General features: G+C 64.3%; 16 protein-coding genes. 14 read left to right on the top strand and 2 right to left on the bottom strand.

Annotated features, from left to right (window positions below; translation table 11 throughout):
- Window positions 1-167 precede the first annotated feature (167 nt).
- The 8 genes from gndA (at window position 168) to C7446_RS13960 (ending at window position 9,299) form a co-directional block, all read left to right on the top strand.
- A complete protein-coding gene (gene gndA / locus C7446_RS13995) occupies window positions 168-1,583 on the top strand; it encodes an NADP-dependent phosphogluconate dehydrogenase (RefSeq protein ID WP_121173742.1) in 1,416 nt (471 codons plus the stop codon).
- Between the two features lie 139 nt (window positions 1,584-1,722).
- Window positions 1,723-2,883: a hypothetical protein gene (locus tag C7446_RS13990; RefSeq protein WP_121173741.1), complete on the top strand. Its 1,161-nt coding sequence runs from the start codon at window positions 1,723-1,725 to the stop codon at window positions 2,881-2,883.
- A gap of 298 nt (window positions 2,884-3,181) precedes the next feature.
- Window positions 3,182-4,042, top strand: a complete 861-nt coding sequence (locus C7446_RS13985) for an HpcH/HpaI aldolase/citrate lyase family protein (protein WP_121173740.1) — start codon at window positions 3,182-3,184, stop codon at window positions 4,040-4,042.
- Window positions 4,043-4,193: 151 nt separating this feature from the next.
- Window positions 4,194-5,210 carry a DctP family TRAP transporter solute-binding subunit gene (locus C7446_RS13980; protein WP_121173739.1) on the top strand — a complete coding sequence of 339 codons (1,017 nt, stop codon included), beginning with the start codon at window positions 4,194-4,196 and terminating at the stop codon, window positions 5,208-5,210.
- 29 nt (window positions 5,211-5,239) lie between these two features.
- Window positions 5,240-5,890: a TRAP transporter small permease gene (locus tag C7446_RS13975; RefSeq protein ID WP_121173738.1), complete on the top strand. Its 651-nt coding sequence runs from the start codon at window positions 5,240-5,242 to the stop codon at window positions 5,888-5,890.
- A complete protein-coding gene (locus tag C7446_RS13970; protein WP_121173737.1) occupies window positions 5,887-7,170 on the top strand; it encodes a TRAP transporter large permease in 1,284 nt (427 codons plus the stop codon). The genes C7446_RS13975 and C7446_RS13970 overlap by 4 nt, the downstream gene beginning before the upstream one ends.
- 115 nt (window positions 7,171-7,285) lie before the next feature.
- Window positions 7,286-8,788 (top strand): fumarate hydratase, encoded by a 1,503-nt coding sequence (locus tag C7446_RS13965; protein ID WP_121173736.1) that lies wholly within the window; start codon window positions 7,286-7,288, stop codon window positions 8,786-8,788.
- Window positions 8,789-8,885: 97 nt separating this feature from the next.
- Window positions 8,886-9,299, top strand: coding sequence for a hypothetical protein (locus C7446_RS13960; RefSeq protein WP_121173735.1), 414 nt, complete (start codon window positions 8,886-8,888; stop codon window positions 9,297-9,299).
- A gap of 70 nt (window positions 9,300-9,369) precedes the next feature.
- Here C7446_RS13960 and C7446_RS13955 read toward each other — a convergent pair whose 3' ends face one another.
- On the bottom strand, window positions 9,370-10,218 hold the full coding sequence (locus C7446_RS13955) for a formate/nitrite transporter family protein (RefSeq protein ID WP_121173734.1): 849 nt from the start codon (window positions 10,216-10,218) through the stop codon (window positions 9,370-9,372).
- Between the two features lie 317 nt (window positions 10,219-10,535).
- Here C7446_RS13955 and C7446_RS13950 point away from each other — a divergent pair, with 317 nt between their 5' ends.
- Window positions 10,536-11,522 carry an aldo/keto reductase gene (locus C7446_RS13950; RefSeq protein ID WP_121173733.1) on the top strand — a complete coding sequence of 329 codons (987 nt, stop codon included), beginning with the start codon at window positions 10,536-10,538 and terminating at the stop codon, window positions 11,520-11,522.
- A gap of 39 nt (window positions 11,523-11,561) precedes the next feature.
- On the opposite strand, the gene C7446_RS13945 is transcribed toward C7446_RS13950, so the two are convergent.
- On the bottom strand, window positions 11,562-12,224 hold the full coding sequence (locus C7446_RS13945) for a TetR family transcriptional regulator (protein WP_121173732.1): 663 nt from the start codon (window positions 12,222-12,224) through the stop codon (window positions 11,562-11,564).
- A gap of 276 nt (window positions 12,225-12,500) precedes the next feature.
- On the opposite strand from C7446_RS13945, the gene C7446_RS13940 reads away from it, so the two are divergent.
- The 5 genes from C7446_RS13940 (at window position 12,501) to C7446_RS13920 (ending at window position 18,334) form a co-directional block, all read left to right on the top strand.
- Window positions 12,501-13,106, top strand: coding sequence for a (2Fe-2S)-binding protein (locus C7446_RS13940; RefSeq protein ID WP_121173731.1), 606 nt, complete (start codon window positions 12,501-12,503; stop codon window positions 13,104-13,106).
- Window position 13,107: 1 nt separating this feature from the next.
- Complete coding sequence (locus C7446_RS13935; protein ID WP_121173730.1) at window positions 13,108-14,091, top strand: FAD binding domain-containing protein; 984 nt, start codon at window positions 13,108-13,110, stop codon at window positions 14,089-14,091.
- A 15-nt stretch (window positions 14,092-14,106) separates the two neighbouring features.
- Window positions 14,107-16,353 (top strand): xanthine dehydrogenase family protein molybdopterin-binding subunit, encoded by a 2,247-nt coding sequence (locus C7446_RS13930; RefSeq protein WP_121173729.1) that lies wholly within the window; start codon window positions 14,107-14,109, stop codon window positions 16,351-16,353.
- A 320-nt stretch (window positions 16,354-16,673) separates the two neighbouring features.
- Complete coding sequence (locus C7446_RS13925; RefSeq protein ID WP_121173728.1) at window positions 16,674-17,351, top strand: (2Fe-2S)-binding protein; 678 nt, start codon at window positions 16,674-16,676, stop codon at window positions 17,349-17,351.
- Entirely contained in the window at window positions 17,351-18,334 is a 984-nt protein-coding gene (locus C7446_RS13920; protein ID WP_121173727.1) for an FAD binding domain-containing protein, read from the top strand. The genes C7446_RS13925 and C7446_RS13920 overlap by 1 nt, the downstream gene beginning before the upstream one ends.
- Window positions 18,335-18,363: the final 29 nt, after the last annotated feature.

Here is an 18,363-nt window from a genome sequence, read left to right as displayed (position 1 = left end):
CCATGCGCGTTGCAGCATGATTTCACCCTGCTTCCGGGCGCGGTTATTGGTGACGATAATCGTTTCAATCGGGGCGGGCCCTGATGCAGCGAGTGCGTTACACTGCCCGGATTATCGAGTGGCCGCCGCATGAGGCGGCCGTCTTCTGATCATGGAGTGAAAGTCCAATGGCGAAACAGCAGATCGGTGTCATCGGCATGGCGGTCATGGGGCGTAACCTGGCGCTCAATATCGAAAGCCGGGGCTATACGGTGTCGATCTACAATCGTTCGCGCGCCAAGACCGATGAGGTCATGGCGGAGAATCCGGACAGCAGGCTGGTCCCGCTCTACAGCGTTGAGGAGTTCGTCGAGTCGCTGGAGAAGCCGCGCCGTATCCTGCTGATGGTTCAGGCGGGTGAAGCCACCGACAGGACCATCGAGGCGCTGCGACCGCATCTCGACAACGGTGACATCCTCATCGATGGCGGCAATACGCCCTACGAGGACACCATCCGGCGCAATCAGGAGCTCTCCGAGCTGGGCCTGAACTTCATCGGTACCGGGGTCTCCGGCGGGGAAGAGGGCGCCCTCAAGGGGCCGTCGATCATGCCCGGCGGGCAGAAGGAAGCCTACGACATGGTGGCGCCGATTCTCGAGGAGATTGCCGCCCGTGCCGAGGATGGCGAGCCCTGCGTGACCTATGTCGGCCCCGACGGTGCCGGCCATTACGTCAAGATGGTGCACAACGGCATCGAATACGGCGACATGCAGCTGATCAGTGAGGCCTATTCGATCCTCAAGGGCACCCTCGGGCTCTCCAATGCCCGGCTGGCGGAGATCTTCTCGGAGTGGAACGAGGGCGAGCTCGACAGCTACCTGATCGACATCACCTCGCGCATCTTCACCAAAAAGGATGACAAGACCGGCCACGATGTGGTAGACATCATCCTCGACTCCGCCGGCCAGAAGGGTACCGGCAAGTGGACCAGCAAGAGCGCGCTGGATCTCGGCGTGCCGCTGCCGCTGATCACCGAATCGGTGTTTGCCCGCTTCATCTCGTCGCTGAAGGATGAGCGCGTGGCAGCCTCGAAGGTGCTCACCGGACCGGAGCAGAAGCCGCTCGGCAGCGACGAGAAGGCCTTCATCGAGAGTGTGCGCAAGGCGCTCTATCTCAGCAAGATCGCCTCCTACGCCCAGGGCTTTGCCCAGATGCGCGCCGCCTCCGAGGCCCACGACTGGAACCTCAACTACGGCGAGATCGCCAAGCTGTTCCGCGCCGGCTGCATCATTCGCGCGCGCTTCCTGCAGAAGATTACCGATGCCTACCAGAACAATCCGGAGCTCGATAATCTGCTGATGGATCCCTACTTCGCCGATATTGCCGATCGCTACCAGCAGGCGCTGCGCGATGTGGTCAGCCATGCGGTGCAGAATGGCGTACCGGCGCCGACCTTCTCCTCGGCGATCGCCTACTACGACAGCTATCGTTCCGAGACGCTGCCGGCCAACCTGATCCAGGCCCAGCGTGACTTCTTCGGCGCGCACACCTACAAGCGCATCGACGAGGAAGGCACCTTCCACACCGAATGGCTGGAAGACTGACGGCTGAGCCCGTCGGCTGCTGTCAGCGCCCCGCTCCGATGAGCGGGGCGCTTTGCTGTCGGGCCCGGTGCATCATGGGTTGATTTCCACCGGGCGCGCATGTGGGATACTGGCGCGTCATTCCGAAGGATCGGCTGTCATGAAACGTCTTGCCCTCTGTGTGCTGGTGGCGCTGCTGATGGCCGGGGTGCTGGGGGCCACGGCTGGCTCCACGCCGTTTCGCGAACGGCTGCTCGATGCCGAGCTCGATGATGCCCTGGCGCCGGCGGTGACGCGCTCGCTGAACGTGGAGTCGACCGCGCTGAAGACCGTCCTGCTGGCCTATGCCAACGAACCGACCCTGCTGCTGGCTGCCCGGCTGGCGGTGCTGCGTCATGGTGATATCGCCCGCCGGGTGCTCGGCGAATATGGTCTCGATGGTGATTTCCAGCGGGCGCTGAGCCGATTCGACGCCGACGCCGTGCTACCGGTGGCGTATTTTCATGATCACGAGATCACCACGCTCAACCTGCGCCACTGGATGGCGCAGCGCTACCGGCAGGCGAGCCGGACCCTCTCCGACTGGTGGTCGGACGACGACGCCTCGCGGCAGGCGCCGGGTCAGGCCGGGGCTGAAGCGCCCGGTTCGCCATCCGGAAATACGACCGACAGCGGTGCGCAGGGCAGCCTGACGCCGCATCAGCGCGGTGACTACGCCGTGGCCTGGCTCAACCGCGAGGGGCACGGTGTGCTCGATCAGTTCGTGGTCGATGACCGCCACCGGGTGGCCTGGCTGCAGGGGGAGCGGGTGGTCAGTGACGTCAGCGACTTCTTCACCAGCGGCCTTCGTGACCTGGAGCGTAAGTGGCAGCAGGGCGAGCCGATCCGGGCAAGCGATGCCGCCTGGGCGGGAGTCGATCTGCTGGCCATGACCAGTGCGATCAAGGTGCTGCGCGTCGGCCGCGGCGCACGCGTGGCGGGAGCCGAGGCGCAGAGCGCGCGCACCGGTTCGCGGGCCTCGCGCGGGCTGCTGCCGGGGCTGAAATTTGCGCGCCTGTCGCGACCGGCGAAGTTTGCCGCCCTTGGCGCCACCGGCTGGCTGGTGGTGCGCCACCCCTCGCTGGTCAGTGCCTTCGGCGCGACCCTGGCGCGTTGGCTGGACTGGCCGGTGAAACTGGTGCAGTTCGGGGTCTGGGCGCTCATCCTGACCCCCGTGCTCTGGCTGGCCGGGCTGCTCTATCGCTGGCTGATTGCCCCGCTGCTGGGCGTGCTCGACCGTCTGACGGGGGCTGCGGCCCGCACTCGCCACTCCGCCGGCTGACCGGCAGCAGCCGGGCCGATACCGGGCGGCGCTGCCATGGCGTACGCCCTTCCGCCGGCCGGAAGGCAGCCGGCGGCTTCTCCTTTCGTCGCCCCTGCCTAAAAGCGAATGTCGATTGTGGCCCGCTTCGGCCATGCTGCCGGGGTGACGTGACGTCCGAAGCCCTCGCAGCCGGGTGCCGGCATGTCCCGGAGGAGGGGAATGACCGTGCGGGCAGGGAGTGCCTCGCGATCGGTCCGGAATGACGACCATAACGATAACAGGGGCGCCACCCCGAGGCATGGAGCAAGGAATAGCGATGAATGCCGAGTTCGAGGGTTCCATCCGGGCTGCTGCCCGCTCGGCGCTGCTGGTCTCGGCAGCCCGATCCGATCGCATCGAGAAGGCACTGGCCGGCATGGCCGATGCGGTGGTCATCGATCTGGACGATGCCGTACCTGTCACCGACAAACAGGACGCCCGCGAGGCGCTGGCGCGGTTTTTGCAGTCACACCCCGGGGTGCAATGCGTGGTACGCATCAATGCCCCCGACAGCCCCGAGCACGAGGCTGACCTGGCGCTGTGCCGGTGCTTTGACACCATCATCCGGGTGATGATCCCCGGCGTGGCATCGGCCGATTCACTGGCGCCCGCGGCCGCCCTGGGGCGGCCGATCTGGGCGCTGATCGAAAGTGCCTCCGGCCTGCAGCATCTGTTTGAAATCACGCGCGTCGCGGGCGTTGAGCGGCTGGCATTTGGCGCCTTTGACCTGGCGCTCGATCTCGATATCGCAGCAGGCACGGCAGGTGGCGAAATCCTGCTGGATCAGGCCCGCTTTACACTGATCCTGCAGTCGCGACTGGCCGGACTGATGGCGCCGCTGGCGGAAGTCTCCCCGATCATCAGTGACAGCGAAGCGCTGCGGGCGACGGCGCGCCGGGCACTCGACATGGGATTCGGCGGCATGCTGTGCCTGCACCCCGCCCAGCCCGGAGCCGTCAATGAGGCCTTCACGCCCAGCGCCGCGCAGCTGGAGTGGGCCCGACGGGTGCTGGCCGATGCCGATACGGCCGGGTTCATGATCGACGGCGAACCGATGAGTGCGTCGCTGGTGCATCGGGCCAGACGGCTGCTGGCCCGCGGCGAGGGGGGCCGGGCCGGGCGCCTCCCGGCGCCATGACGGCCTGCCGCCCGGGATCATGCGACCAATGACCAGGCGCCAAAGGCTAATACTTTTTCCCGTGCAGCCGTGATACACGCTGTAGCAGCCCGGCTGTGAAGACGAATAACGCCATTCAGTCGGCGAGACCACTTTCACGGGGAATACCACCATGTCCAGATCCTCTCTCAAGCGTGCCCTCGGCCTGGCCGGCTGTTCGCTGCTGCTGTTCGCCGCCGGCCCCTCGCTGGCCGCCGATCCGATCGTGATCAAGTTCTCGCATGTCGTGGCCAACGACACCCCCAAGGGGCAGGGGGCCCAGATGCTGCAGCAGCTGGTGGAGGAGCGTCTCGGCGACCGGGTGAAGATCGAGGTCTATCCCAACTCCTCGCTGTATGACGATACCAAGGGACTCAACGCCCTGCTGACCGGGGATGTGCAGCTGCTGGCGCCGTCGATGGCCAAGCTGGGCCAGTACAGCAAGAGCATGCAGCTCTATGACCTGCCTTTCCTGTTCGATGACATGCAGGCCGTGTCGCGCTTCGAGCAGACGCCCGAGGCGACGAAGCTGCTCGAGTCGATGGAGGGGCACGGCATTCTCGGCCTGGCCTACTGGCACAACGGCATGCGTCAGCCGACGGCCAATACCAAGATGCAGGAACCGCGTGACATGCGCGGTCTGAAGCTGCGGGTCGAACCTTCGAACGTGCTGGCCGATCAGGTCAAGGCGCTGCGGGCGATTCCGCGCAAGATGGCGTTCGGTGAGGTCTATCAGGGGATGCAGACCGGCGTCATCGACGGTCAGGCCGGCAATACCTGGTCCAATATCCAGACCCAAAAGTGGCCCGAGGTGCAGCAGTATGTCACCGAGGCCAATCTCGGCGTGCTGAGCTATGTGCTGATTACCAATGACAGCTTCTGGAAGGGGCTGCCGGCGGAGGTGCGCACCGAGCTCAACGACATCATCGCCGAGGTGACCGAATCGGTGAACGACAATGCCGACCGGCTCAACAACGAGGCCCGTCAGGCCATTGCCGACTCCGGCAGCACCACCATCACCACGCTTTCGGCCGATCAGCTGGCCGACTGGCGCGAGGCGACCGACAGCGTCATCGACAAGTACCGCGACGAAATCGGTGATGATCTGATCAGGGCGGCCCAGCAGTCCAATCAGGGCTCGACCGACTGATCCCGCGTTTGCCAACAGAGTAGCCGCACATGGCCATTGTGATGCGTGTCTGGAACCGGCTGGAGGAGGGTCTGGTGGCCCTCCTGCTGGCGGCAATGACCCTGGTGACCTTCGCCTACGTGGCGATCTCCAATCTCTACAACCTGTTCTATGACCTGGCCGATGCCGTGCCGTGGCTGGAGACGCCCGCCTTTGCGGTCGGCGATTTCCTGCTCGATCTGACCCAGGCGATGACCTGGAACGTGGCGATGACCAGCGCCCTGTTTGCGTGGCTGATCTTCATCGGCATCGCCTGGAGCGTACGGCTGGGGGCGCACATCGGCGTCGATCTGCTGGTCCGGCTGTTTCCGCCGAAGCTGCGGCGGGTATTCGGCATCCTCGCCTGCCTGATCTTCATCGGCTATGCGGCCCTGATGCTGGTGTCCAGCGCCGAATGGGTGAGCTCGCTGATGAAGGGCCGGGTCGGGGTCGAGGATCTCGATCAGTTCGGCATCGAGGAGTGGCATGTGGCCATTGTCATGCCGGTCGGCTTTGCGCTGGTGGTGGCGCGCCTGATCGAGGTGCTGATCCATATCCTGCAGGGCAGGCAGGAGGGGCTGGATCTGTCACATGAAACCAGCGATGCGCTCCGGCTCTCCGAGGAGGCCGAACGCAGCGAGCACGGGGAGTCGCGATCATGACCATTGCCTTTCTCTTTGTGGCACTGTTCGTGCTGATGGCCATCGGCGTGCCGATTGCCGTCTCGCTGGGACTGTCGAGTGCCGTGACCATCATGCTGTTCAGTCAGGACTCGCTGCAGTCGCTGGCCATCAAGCTGTTCGCCACGGCCGATCACTACACCCTGCTGGCGATTCCGTTCTTTCTGCTGGCCGGCGCCTTCATGACCAGCGGCGGGGTGGCCCGGCGCCTGATCAGCTTCGCCAATGCCTCGGTGGGGCATATCCGGGGCGGGCTGCCGATAGCCTCGGTGCTCGCCTGCGTGCTGTTTGCCGCGCTGTCCGGCTCCTCACCGGCGACCGTGGCCGCGGTCGGCTCGATCGTGATCGCCGGCATGGTGCGCTCGGGCTATACCCGGCGCTTTGCCACCGGCGTGGTCTGCAACGCCGGCACCCTGGGTATCCTGATTCCGCCCTCGATCGTGATGGTGGTGTACGCCGCGGCCACCTCGACCTCGGTCGGCAAGCTGTTCATGGCCGGCGTGGTGCCCGGTGTCCTGCTGGGGCTGCTGCTGATGGTGGCGATCTACGTGATCGCCCGGCTGAAGGACATGCCGGCCCAGCCCCGGGCCAGCTTCGGCGAGTGGCTGACCGCGGCGCGCAAGTCGGTCTGGGGCCTGCTGCTGATCGTGATCATCCTCGGCGGTATCTATTCGGGGCTGTTCACGCCGACCGAGGCCGCGGCCGTGGCGGCGGTCTATGCCGCCTTCGTGTCGCTGGTGGTCTATCGCGACATCGGCCTTCGGGAGTGCCCGCGCGTGCTGCGGGATGCCGGCAGGCTCAGCGTGGTGCTGATGTTCATCATCGCCAACGCCATGCTGTTTGCCCATGTGCTGACCACCGAGCAGATTCCGCAGACGATTACCCGGTGGGTCGTGGAGCAGGGCTTCTCGCCGATCACCTTCCTGCTGGTGCTCAATGTGCTGCTGCTGGTGGCGGGCAGTTTCATGGAGCCTTCGGCGATCATCCTGATTCTGGCGCCGATCCTGTTCCCGATTGCCATGCAGCTGGGCATCGATCCGATTCACCTCGGCGTGATCATGGTGGTCAACATGGAGATCGGCCTGCTGACACCGCCGACCGGCCTCAACCTGTTCGTGGCCTCGGCCGTCACGGGGCAGCCGCTGACTACCGTGATCCGCGCCGTGGCGCCATGGCTGATCCTGATGTTCGCCTTTCTGATGCTGGTGACCTACTGGCCGGCGCTGTCGCTGGGGCTGCCGAACTGGCTGGGCATGCCGTGACGGTGATCATCCGTTCGCCTGCCGCGGCCATTCGCCGCAGTGGGCGAACGGGCGTATCATTGCCGGGCTGTCGCAGCGCGGCAGCTGCACGAGCCCACCAGAAAAAGAGCCGCTCATGAACGTGATCCGCCAGGCCGACCTCATCGACAGCGTGACCCGCGCACTGCAGTACATCTCGTACTACCACCCGAAGGATTTCATCGACGCCATGCATCAGGCCTACCTGCGCGAGGAGAATCCGGCCGCCAGGGATGCCATCGCCCAGATCCTGATCAACTCGCGCATGTGCGCCACCGGGCACCGACCGATCTGCCAGGACACCGGCATCGTCACCGTGTTCGTCAATATTGGCATGAACGTGCGCTGGGAGACCGACCTGAGCCTGGAGGAGATGATCAACGAAGGAGTGCGGCGCGCCTATACCCATCCCGACAACGTGCTGCGGGCGTCGATCCTGGCCGACCCGGACGGGGCCCGGCGCAACACCGGCGACAACACGCCGGCGGTGATCCATCAGCGGCTGGTGCCGGGGGATCAGGTCGAGGTGCATGTGGCCGCCAAGGGCGGGGGCAGCGAGGCGAAGACGAAATTCGCCATGCTCAACCCCTCCGACAGCGTGGTCGACTGGGTGCTCGACCAGGTGCCGAAGATGGGCGCCGGCTGGTGCCCGCCGGGAATGCTCGGGATCGGCATCGGCGGTACCGCCGAGCAGGCGATGAAGATGGCCAAGGAGTCGCTGCTCGAGCCCATCGACATTCAGAAGCTGGCCGAGCGGGGCCCCTCCAGCCGGGCCGAGGAGCTGCGCCTGGAGCTGTTCGAGAAGATCAACCGGCTCGGTATCGGCGCCCAGGGGCTCGGGGGGCTGACCACCGTGCTCGATATCAAGGTGATGGATTATCCGACCCATGCGGCCAACAAGCCGGTGGCGATCATCCCCAACTGTGCCGCCACCCGGCATGTCGATTTCACCCTGACGGGCAGCGGCCCCGCCGAGCTGCCGGTCCCGGAGATCGACGACTGGCCGGAGATCGCCTGGGAAGCGGGAGAGGGCGTGAAGAGGGTGAATCTCGACGGCATTACGCCGGAGGAGGTCGCCAGCTGGCAGCCGGGCGATACCCTGCTGCTCTCCGGCAGTCTGCTGACCGGCCGCGACGCCGCCCACAAGCGCATGGTCGACATGCTCGAACGCGGGGAGACGCTGCCGGTCGAGCTGAAAGGGCGCTTCATCTACTATGTCGGTCCGGTCGATCCGGTCGGTGACGAGGTGGTGGGGCCTGCGGGGCCGACCACGGCCACCCGCATGGACAAGTTTACCCGGCCGATCCTGGAGCGGACGGGACTGCTGGGCATGATCGGCAAGGCCGAGCGCGGCCCCATGGCAATCGAGGCGATCCGCGATCACGGCGCGGCCTATCTGATGGCGGTGGGGGGCTCGGCCTATCTGGTGGCCCAGGCCATCCGGGCCTCCCGAGTGCTGGCGTTCGAGGATCTCGGCATGGAAGCGATCTACGAGTTCGAGATCCGCGACATGCCGGTCACGGTGGCGGTCGACAGCCGTGGCACCAGTGTCCATCAGCAGGGGCCGGCGAAGTGGCGGGAGATCATCGCCCGGCGCTGAGGCCGGATCGCGTGCGGGGCCCGGCAGGGCGCCGCACTCATCATGCGGGGAGGGCGCTCCCCGATTTCTTGTCTTCGATGCAGTGAGACGCAGTCCGATGTCCCAACCACCCGGCAATCCGAACTCCACCGATGCGCTGATTCGTTTGGCCCGCTTCATCGGCGCCTTTCTGGCCGCGCCACTGCTCTATCTGGTGCTCTGGCAGCTGGCCGCCGATCTGTTGCTGCCCCGGGCAGGTGACAGCGGCAGGCTGTTCGTGATCAACCTGCTCAGCGTCGCGATTCCCTGTCTCGGCGTGCTGGCGACCATCTATCTGGCGGGTCCCAGAGCCGGCAGGATCATGGGCTCGGTGGTGATGATGGTGTTCTTTTTGTTCCTCTATCTCTCCTCGGCGGTCACGCTGGAGCTGTTGCCGCCACTGCTGACCGTGCTCGGCATTGCGCTGGCGGTGTTCATCTCGCGCCGGATGTCGACCATGACGCCGGATCTGGCCGAGCTGAAGCAGCGCTGACCGGCCCCGTGCGGGGTAACCATGAAAAAACCCCGGCAGTGGCCGGGGTCTTGCCGTGCGAACGGGCGCCTTATTTCGAGATGGCTTCGCTGCCGCGCTCGAGCGGCCGGGCATCCAGCGACTGCTGGGTGACGGCTGCACTGGCGGCTTCGGCCTCGTTCGGACGATAGGCCACGTAATAGGCCAGGCCGACGAAGATGGCTCCTCCCACGACATTGCCCAGGAAGACGGCGATGAAGTTGGGCAGGTACTCCGCCCAGGTCACGCTGCCGGCAAAGATGGCGGCCGGCACCACGAACATGTTGGCGACCACGTGCTGGAAGCCGATCGCCACGAAGGCCATGACCGGAAACCAGATGCCCAGCACCTTGCCGGCGAAGTCCTTGCTGGCGTAGGCCAGCCAGACGCCCAGGCAGACCAGCCAGTTGCAGCCTATGGCGGAGACAAAGGCGTGCGCGAAATCGGCGCTCACCTTGGCCTGGGCGATGCCCACGGTCGACTCGAGAAAGGCCCCTTCGGTCAGGCCGAGGAAGTGGCCGAAGAAATAGGCCACGAACACGCTGCCGACGAAGTTTGCAATGGTGACCAGGACCCAGTTGCGTACCAGTCCGGCCACGCCCACCTTCTTCGAAAAGAGGGCCATCGGCAGCGCCATCATGTTGCCGGTCAGCAGTTCACCGCCGGCAAGTACGGTCAGTACCAGTCCCACCGGGAAGACGGCCGCGCCGATGAAGCTCTTGAAGGAGCCCCACTCGGCCGGCATGGTGCCGGTCACGCGAATGTCGAGCAGAAAGCCGAAGGCGATGAAGGCACCGGCCAGAAAGCCGAGCACCAGCAGCGATGCCATCGGTGTCTGGTCCTTCTTGACGCCGGCGGCAATGGTCAGCCCGGCGGTTTCACTGGGGGTATAAAACGACATTGAAACTGTCTCCTGCTGAGCGACGGCCCGAGGCCGGGTACTCGATGCGGTGAATGGGCCCATGGATACCGCTGTCGATCATGAACGAACCTGTCGTGCAGATGATTAGTCTGCTAAAAGGAGGGTCAGCTGCGGGATCGACAGTCGTATCCGCCGAGGCATATCGGCAGGTCTTAAGCGACACTGAAGAGTGCGACGCGTTGCCGCACACACTAGCACAGCCTGCATGGCTTTACAGCCTGTAACAGGGCCGGATCCGGCCGAACAGGTGCCGGCAGGGCTGCCGACGCACCGCTGCACATTCAGGAGCGCGCATCATGAACTATCGCAATCTGGGCCGAACCGGGCTCAGGGTTTCGCCCCTGTGCCTGGGCACCATGACCTATGGCACCCCCGAGTGGCGGGACTGGGTACTCGACGAGCAGCAGAGCCGCCCCTTCATCAAGCAGGCGCTGGAGGCGGGCATCAACTTCTTCGATACCGCCGACATGTACTCCGATGGTGCTTCGGAGAGCGTGGTCGGCCGGGCCCTCAACGACTTCGCCCGGCGCGAGGAAGTGGTCATCGCCACCAAGGTCTACAATCCCACCGGCAACAAGACCGCCAACGAGCGGGGGCTGTCGAAGAAGCACATTCGCCATGCCATCGATGACTCGCTCTCGCGTCTGGGGACCGACTACGTCGATCTCTATCAGACCCACCGCTGGGATTACGATACCCCGATCGAGGAGACCATGGAGGCGCTGCACGAGGTCGTGCAGTCGGGCAAGGCGCTCTATCTCGGCGCTTCCAGCATGCACGCCTGGCAGTTTGCCAAGGCCCAGCGGATTGCCCGCGAGAACGGCTGGACGCCGTTTTCGACCATGCAGCCGATGGTCAACCTGATCTATCGCGAGGAAGAGCGCGAAATGATCCCGCAGTGCATCGATCAGGGCGTGGGGGTGATTCCGTGGAGCCCGCTGGCGCGTGGCATCCTTGCCGGCAGCAAGCCGATCGGCAGTGAAGGGGAGACCACCCGGGCGAAAAGCGACGAGCAGATGCGCAACTGGAAGCTGGGTCTGGAGCGTGACCGGCCGGTACTGGAGGCGCTGCAGCGCGTGGCCGAGGCGCGCGGGGTATCACAGGCGCAGATCGCGCTGGCCTGGCTGTTGCAGAAGCCGGGGATCACGGCGCCCATTGTCGGCGCCAGCAAGTCACGTCACCTCGATCAGGCGCTCGGTGCCCTGGAGGTCACCCTGACGGCCGAAGAGGTAGAGGCGCTCGAGTCGCCGTATGTGCCGCACGAGGTCGTGGGCTTCGTCTGAGCCGCCCCCGGCATGATGATCCGCCGCCGATGCGGCGGGTCACTCGGCTGGTGCATGCAGCTCGCGGGGCTGCTGCCAGAGGATCACGCTGCGCAGGATGCTGTCGACCAGCAGTTCGGCATTGTGCTCGAGATCGAACATCTCGCGGCGGTGGATCCACTCCTCGACCAGGCCCTTGAGGTGGATGTAGATCAGTCGTGCCCCCTGAGTGGTGGTCAAGGAATCCGCCAGCCTGATCTCGTCCTGTGCCTGAGCGCGCTCGAGAGTGTCACCGACGATTTCCAGAAAGCGGTCGACGCTGGCATCGAGCTGGGTGCGTACCCAGGCGAACTCGCCGGCGAATTCGCAGTGCTGGGTACAGATCAGCAGGATGCGCTGCAGCTGGGCATCATGAGTCAGCTCCTGCAGGTCACCGATCAGGATGCGGCGCATGGTGGCTGCCGGGCATGCGATGCTGCGTTCGCAGCACGCCATGTGTTCGGCGAGGCGCTCGGGCATCTGGCGCTTGCGCTCGAGAAGCGCGGAGAAGATATCGAGCTTGCCCTCCGCGAAATGCCAGTTGAGCGCGCCACGGGTAACCCCCGCTCGCTGGGCGATGTCGTTGTGCGTGGTGCGACTCAGCCCCTTCTCGATGAACAGGTGTTCGGCTGCATTGAGCAGCGCCTGGCGAGTGCGCTTGGCTTCTTCCTTCGTCTTGCGCATGGGCGTCTCTCGACGTTGACCTGAAAAATGGGAGTCGGGATGGTACTGCCGGCCATGATCGAGCCGCCACCCTTACGGCGCAATTATACGTCCAGGTTTGTATATTTTTCATGTGCCGGTTGAGCATCGAAATAATCGTGTTGAAGCGCCCGGATGCCTTGCCTACCTTGATGATGTGATCCGTGACGCCCGGAACGGAACCTGACCGCTCCGCCCCGGGCATATTTCACTCCAGACAATAGCGCCGTCCTTGTGTGATGGCCTGATGAGGCTTCCATGGTATCCATTCAGTACAGCTCACCGGCATCGCCCGTGGGGCATGCCGATCCGGGTACGGCCGCGCCCGCCCGTACCGCCGGACAGACGGCCGCCGGGAGCGCAGCAGCGCCGGGCCGGCAGCGCATCACCCTGAAGGTCAACGGGACCGAGCACACCCTTGATGTCGAACCCAATGTCATCCTGCTTGATGCCCTGCGCGAGATTCTCGGCCTGCACGGTACCAAGAAGGGGTGCGACCATGGCCAGTGCGGTGCCTGCACCGTGCACATCAATGGTCGTTCGATGAATTCCTGCCTGCTGCTGGCCGTCATGCAGCAGAACGTCGAAATCACCACCATTGAAGGCCTGGCGCAGAGTGCCGGCTTCGAACAGGGGCAGCACCCCGTGCAGCAGGCCTTCCTCGAGCATGACGCCTATCAGTGTGGTTACTGCACGGCCGGCCAGATGATGACGGCGGCCGCGGTGATCAATGAAGGCAATGTCGAGGGCGACGATGTCTCGCTGCGCGAAGCGATGAGCGGCAATATCTGCCGCTGCGGCGCCTACAAGAACATTCTCGAAGCGGTCCAGAGTGCCAGGGCCCGAATGACGGGAGAGGGCTGACATGCGCGGATTCGAATTCGAACAGGCCGACGACGTCCAGCAGGCGATCAACCGCCACGGCAGCAGCGATGCCCTGATCGCCGGTGGCACCACGCTGCTGGATCTGGTCAAGCTGGATGTCATGCAGCCCGAGAAGGTCGTCGACGTGAGCCGACTGCCACTCAAGCGCATCGAGACACTGGAAGATGGCCGTCTCAAGGTGGGCGCGCTGGTCTCCAATACCGAGCTTGCCAAACACGAGATCGTGATGCGCGACTATCCGGTGCTCAGCGAGGCGCTGCTCTCCGGTGCCTCGACCGGTCTGCGCAACATGGCCTCCACTGGTGGCAATGTCATGCAGCGCACCCGCTGCCCTTACTTCCGTGATCCGGCCATGCCGTGCAACAAGCGCGAACCGGGCACGGGCTGTTCGGCCATAGAGGGCATCAACCGCAATCATGCGGTACTGGGTACCAGCGAGCATTGCATCGCCACGCACCCCTCCGACATGTGCGTCGGCATGGTGGCCGCCGGTGCCACCGTGGTGGTGGAAGGGTCCCAGGGGGTGCGCGAGATTCCCTTCGAGGAGTATCACCTGCTGCCCGGCGAAACGCCCGAGCAGGAGCATGACCTGCTGGCGGGCGAGCTGATTACCCATGTGATCCTCGATCCGCCCCGTGGCGGCGGCCAGAGCTATCTCAAGCTGCGCGACCGCGCCTCCTACGAGTTTGCGCTCGCCTCCTGCGCCGCAATCGTCAATCTGGAGGGAGATCGTATCAGCGAAGCGCGAGTCGCCATGGGCGGCGTGGCCACCAAACCCTGGCGTGCCACCGCAGCCGAGGAGGCCCTGAAGGGACAGCCGGCCACGCGCGAGACCTTCGAGCGCGCTGCCGAGGCGGTCATGCAGGATGCCGTGGCCTACAGCCACAACGGCTACAAGATCACGCTGGGCAAGCAGGCCATCGTGCGTGCGCTCAGAGACGCTACCGCTGCCGCCCGCGCCTGATCACGGAGAGATCACATGACTACCGAAACACAAAAGCCGCAGCGCGTTGACGGCACGTTGACCAGCATCGGTCAGAAAAAGCCGCGCATTGATGGCACGCTCAAGCTGACCGGCGGTGCCGACTATGCCGCCGACCGCAATCTGCCCAACCAGACCTGGGGCTATCCGGTCTCCAGCACCATCGCCAAGGGGCGACTGGTCGCGCTGGAGCTGGATGAGGCGCTGGCAATGCCAGGCGTGCTGGATATTTTCCACCACGACAACTTCGATAAGCTCAGCCGCTCACCCAACGATTTCGCCGCGGCCAACAAGGTCGGTGAACTGCGTCTGCCGTTTGAAGACAACGAGATCTACTATCACGGCCAGTACATTGCGCTGGTCGTGGCCGACACCTTTGAGCATGCCCGCGCGGCGGCCAGAAAGGTCAGGGCGCAGTACGAGAAAAGCGATGATCAGCTCACTGACATCCTCGCTCTCGACAGCGGTCAGGGTGATCTGCCGGGCGAGGACGTCCCGGGAGACGCCAGCAGCCGTGGGGATGCCGACTCGGCGTTTGAATCAGCCAGTATTCAACTCGATCAGCGTTACTCGATCGCCCACGAAAACCACAGCGTCATGGAAATGCACGCCTCGGTGGCGCAGTGGGAAAACGACATGCTGACCGTGTACGAATCCTCCCAGGGCGTGGTCTTTCAGCGCAATGCGCTGGCAAAGATCTTCGGCATCCCGCAGGAGAAGGTCACGGTCATCTCGCACTTTATCGGCTCGGGCTTTGGCAGCAAGCTCTTCATGTGGCCACACGCCGTCATGACGTCCGTGGCTGCCCGTCGCCTGGGTCGTCCGGTCAAGACGGTCGTGCCGCGCGAGCTTGAATATCTCAACACCGGCTATCGCCCGACCTCGCTGCAGCGTGTTCGTCTGGGTGCCGATGACAGCGGCAAGCTGCTGTCCATCCATCACGACGGCTGCAACGAGACCTCGCCGGCCGGGCTGCACGATGACAGCGTCAACGGCGCCACGCCCAGCATGTATGCCTGCGACAACGTGGCCGTGACCAATCGGCTGGTAACGGTCAACAAGGGCACGCCGACCTCCATGCGGGCCCCGGGTGAGGCTTCCGGTGCCTTCGCACTGGAAACGGCGCTGGATGAGCTGGCGGTCAAACTTGATATGGACCCGCTGGCACTGCGCCATAAAAACTTCGCTGACCGCGACCCCGCGGCCGACCTGCCCTGGTCGAGCAACCATCTCAAGGAGTGCTGGGACAACGCGGCCCAGCGCTTTGGCTGGAACAAGCGCAACCCGACGCCCGGGGCGATGAAGGACGGTGACGAAATCATCGGCTACGGCATGGCGACCCAGAGCTGGGAAGCGATGCGTCAGCACTGCAGCGCACGCTTTGGCTTTCGCGATGACGGCACACTGCTGGTCGCCTGCGGCACGCAGGATATCGGTACCGGCACCTATACGATCGTGGCGCAGACTGCCAGTGAGATGACCGGCGTGCCCATCGAGATGATCGATGTGCGCCTCGGGGATTCCTCGCTGCCCTCGGGTCCGCTTTCCGGGGGCTCGTTTGCCACGGCGACCGTGCTGCCGGCAGTCTCCGCGGCCATGAAGGAAGCACTTGCCGAGCTCAAAACGCTGGCCACGGCTGAAGGCGGCGTGTTTGAAAACGTCGATCAGGACAGTATCACCCTCCGTGACGGCCGGCTGGTCAGCGGTGACAACAGCATCGAGATTGCCGAACTGCTGCGCCAGAACCGGATCGGACTGGTCGATGGCGAGGCGAGCACGAAGCCCGGCGACGAGCAGGATCAGTACAGCTTCCGCTCCTTTGGCGCCGTGTTCGTGGAGGTGCGTTGGGATCCGGGCATTTCGCGCCTGCGCGTGGCGCGCATCTGTTCGACCATCGATATCGGCCGCGCCATCAACCCGCTCACGGCAACCAACCAGGTCGAAGGCAGCATCGTGATGGGCATGGGCATGGGACTGTTCGAGCAGATCGAATACGACGCTCATGGCTATCCCTACAACAACAGTCTGGCGGACTACATCGTGCCGGTAAATGCCGACATGCCGCAGATTGAAGTGGAGCTGCTCGACTATCCCGACTACCTGCGCAACGAGTTTGGTGCGCGCGGCGTGGGCGAGATCGGCCTGACCGGCGTGGCGGCGGCGATTTCCAACGCCGTCTACAACGCCACCGGCAAGCGCATTCGTGACATGCCGATCTCGATCGAGAAACTGCTGGCCTCCTGAGTCCTACGCGGTAACTCGTGACCAACGGGCCGGCTCCTGCAGAGGAGCCGGCCCTTTTATCAAATGCCATCTTCCCGGGATGAGTCGGCCTGAACAGGGTCTGAAAGCCCCTGGCCTGTCGCTGGCAATCTTGCTGCTGCCGGTCCAGGCTTGAATCGTTCGCCAGCAAACGAGTTGCCCGGCCACCACTGATGTTCCACACCATTTCAGAGCGCCCGAAGGCGCCATTACTGGCAGCCGACACTGCCAGAACTCATATCGACCGTGACGAGACAGGGTGCGATACAACACCAATGCCCTGATGCAATGAGGAGTGACACATGAGTGATCACCACAAGGATGATGGATCAAGGGTCGAGACCTTCGATGCTCGGTCGCCTTCTAGGCGACGTTTTCTCAAATCCATGGGCGCCTCGGGGCTGGCAGCGGCCACGGCACCGGCCTGGGCGCAGATTGCCCAGGCAAGCCAGTCGCAGGCCGAGCCTGTCGAACCCCGTGACGATGGCGCACCCGGCGAGGGCGAGCAGCAGATTCAGCTGATCGTCAACGGCGTCGAGCACACCCTCAACGTCAAGCCCAACGCTGTGCTGCTTGATGTGCTGCGCGACCGCCTTGAGCTGACCGGCACCAAGAAGGGTTGCGATCAGGGCCAGTGCGGCGCCTGTACGCTCTTGGTCAACGACACGGCGATTAATTCCTGCCTGTCGCTGGCCGTCTCTCATGACGGTGACGAGATCACCACCATCGAGGAGCTCTCACAGGGTGATGAACTGCATCCGGTACAGGCCGCCTTCTGGGCGCACGATGCCTACCAGTGCGGCTACTGCACCTCGGGTCAGATCATGAGCGCCGTGGCGATTCTCAACGATGACAATATCGGCAGCGATGATGCCTCAGTCCGCGAGGCCATGAGCGGTAACATCTGCCGCTGCGGCGCCTACAAGAACATTCTCGCGGCCGTGCAGGATGCCCGCGGCAAGATGAAGGGAGCGAGCTGATGCGCGAATTCGACTATGCACGTGCCGACAGTGCCCGACAGGCGGTGTCCAGCCATGGTACGAATGAACAGGCTGCCTATCTGGCCGGCGGTACCACGCTGCTGGATCTGGTCAAGATCGACATCATGCGCCCTGAGCAGGTGGTCGATATCAACCGGCTCGATCTCAATGAGATCGAAACCCTCAACGATGGCCGCACCCGCATCGGCGCGCTGGTGACCAACACCGCGCTTGCCCGCGATGAGCGCATCACGCGCGACTACGCCGTGCTCAGCGAGGCGCTGCTGTCCGGGGCTTCCACCCAGCTGCGCAACAAGGCCACCACCGCCGGCAACGTGATGCAGCGGGTGCGCTGCCCCTATTTCCGCGACGGGGTCTCGCCGTGCAACAAGCGTGAGCCGGGTTCGGGCTGTGCGGCCATTGGTGGCTACAACCGCAGCGTGCATGCCGTGCTGGGCACCAGTGACAAGTGCATTGCCACGCATCCCTCCGATATGTGCGTGGCAATGGCGGCCATCGGGGCCACGGTCCAGGTGCAGGGGCCGGAGGGCGAGCGGGAGATCGACTTTCTCGACTTTCACCTGCTGCCGGGCGATACCCCCTGGAAAGAGCATGCGCTGAAGGAGAATGAGCTGATCACCCATGTCACTCTTGATGCGCCGATTCAGGGCAGTCGCTCCGGCTATCTCAAGCTGCGTGATCGCGAGTCCTATCAGTTTGCGCTGGCCTCCAGCGCGGTGATCGTGGCACTCGAGGGTAACACCATCCGTGAGGCCCGGATCGCACTGGGTGGCGTCGGGACCAAACCGTGGCGGGTGAAAGAGGCGGAACAGGCGCTCAAGGGGCAGCCGGCCAATGAGCAGAGCTTTCAGAAGGCAGCGGATATCGTGATGCGCGATGCCACGCCGTATGAGCACAACGCCTTCAAGATCCCGCTGGGCAAGCAGGCAGTGATTCGCAATCTGACCACTCAGACCGCCTGAGCCGGTTCATCGCTTACAGGAGTCATGTC

Source organism: Kushneria sinocarnis (assembly GCF_003633775.1).
Taxonomy (GTDB): Bacteria; Pseudomonadota; Gammaproteobacteria; order Pseudomonadales; family Halomonadaceae; genus Kushneria; species Kushneria sinocarnis.
This window is presented reverse-complemented; position numbering and strand designations above follow the sequence as displayed.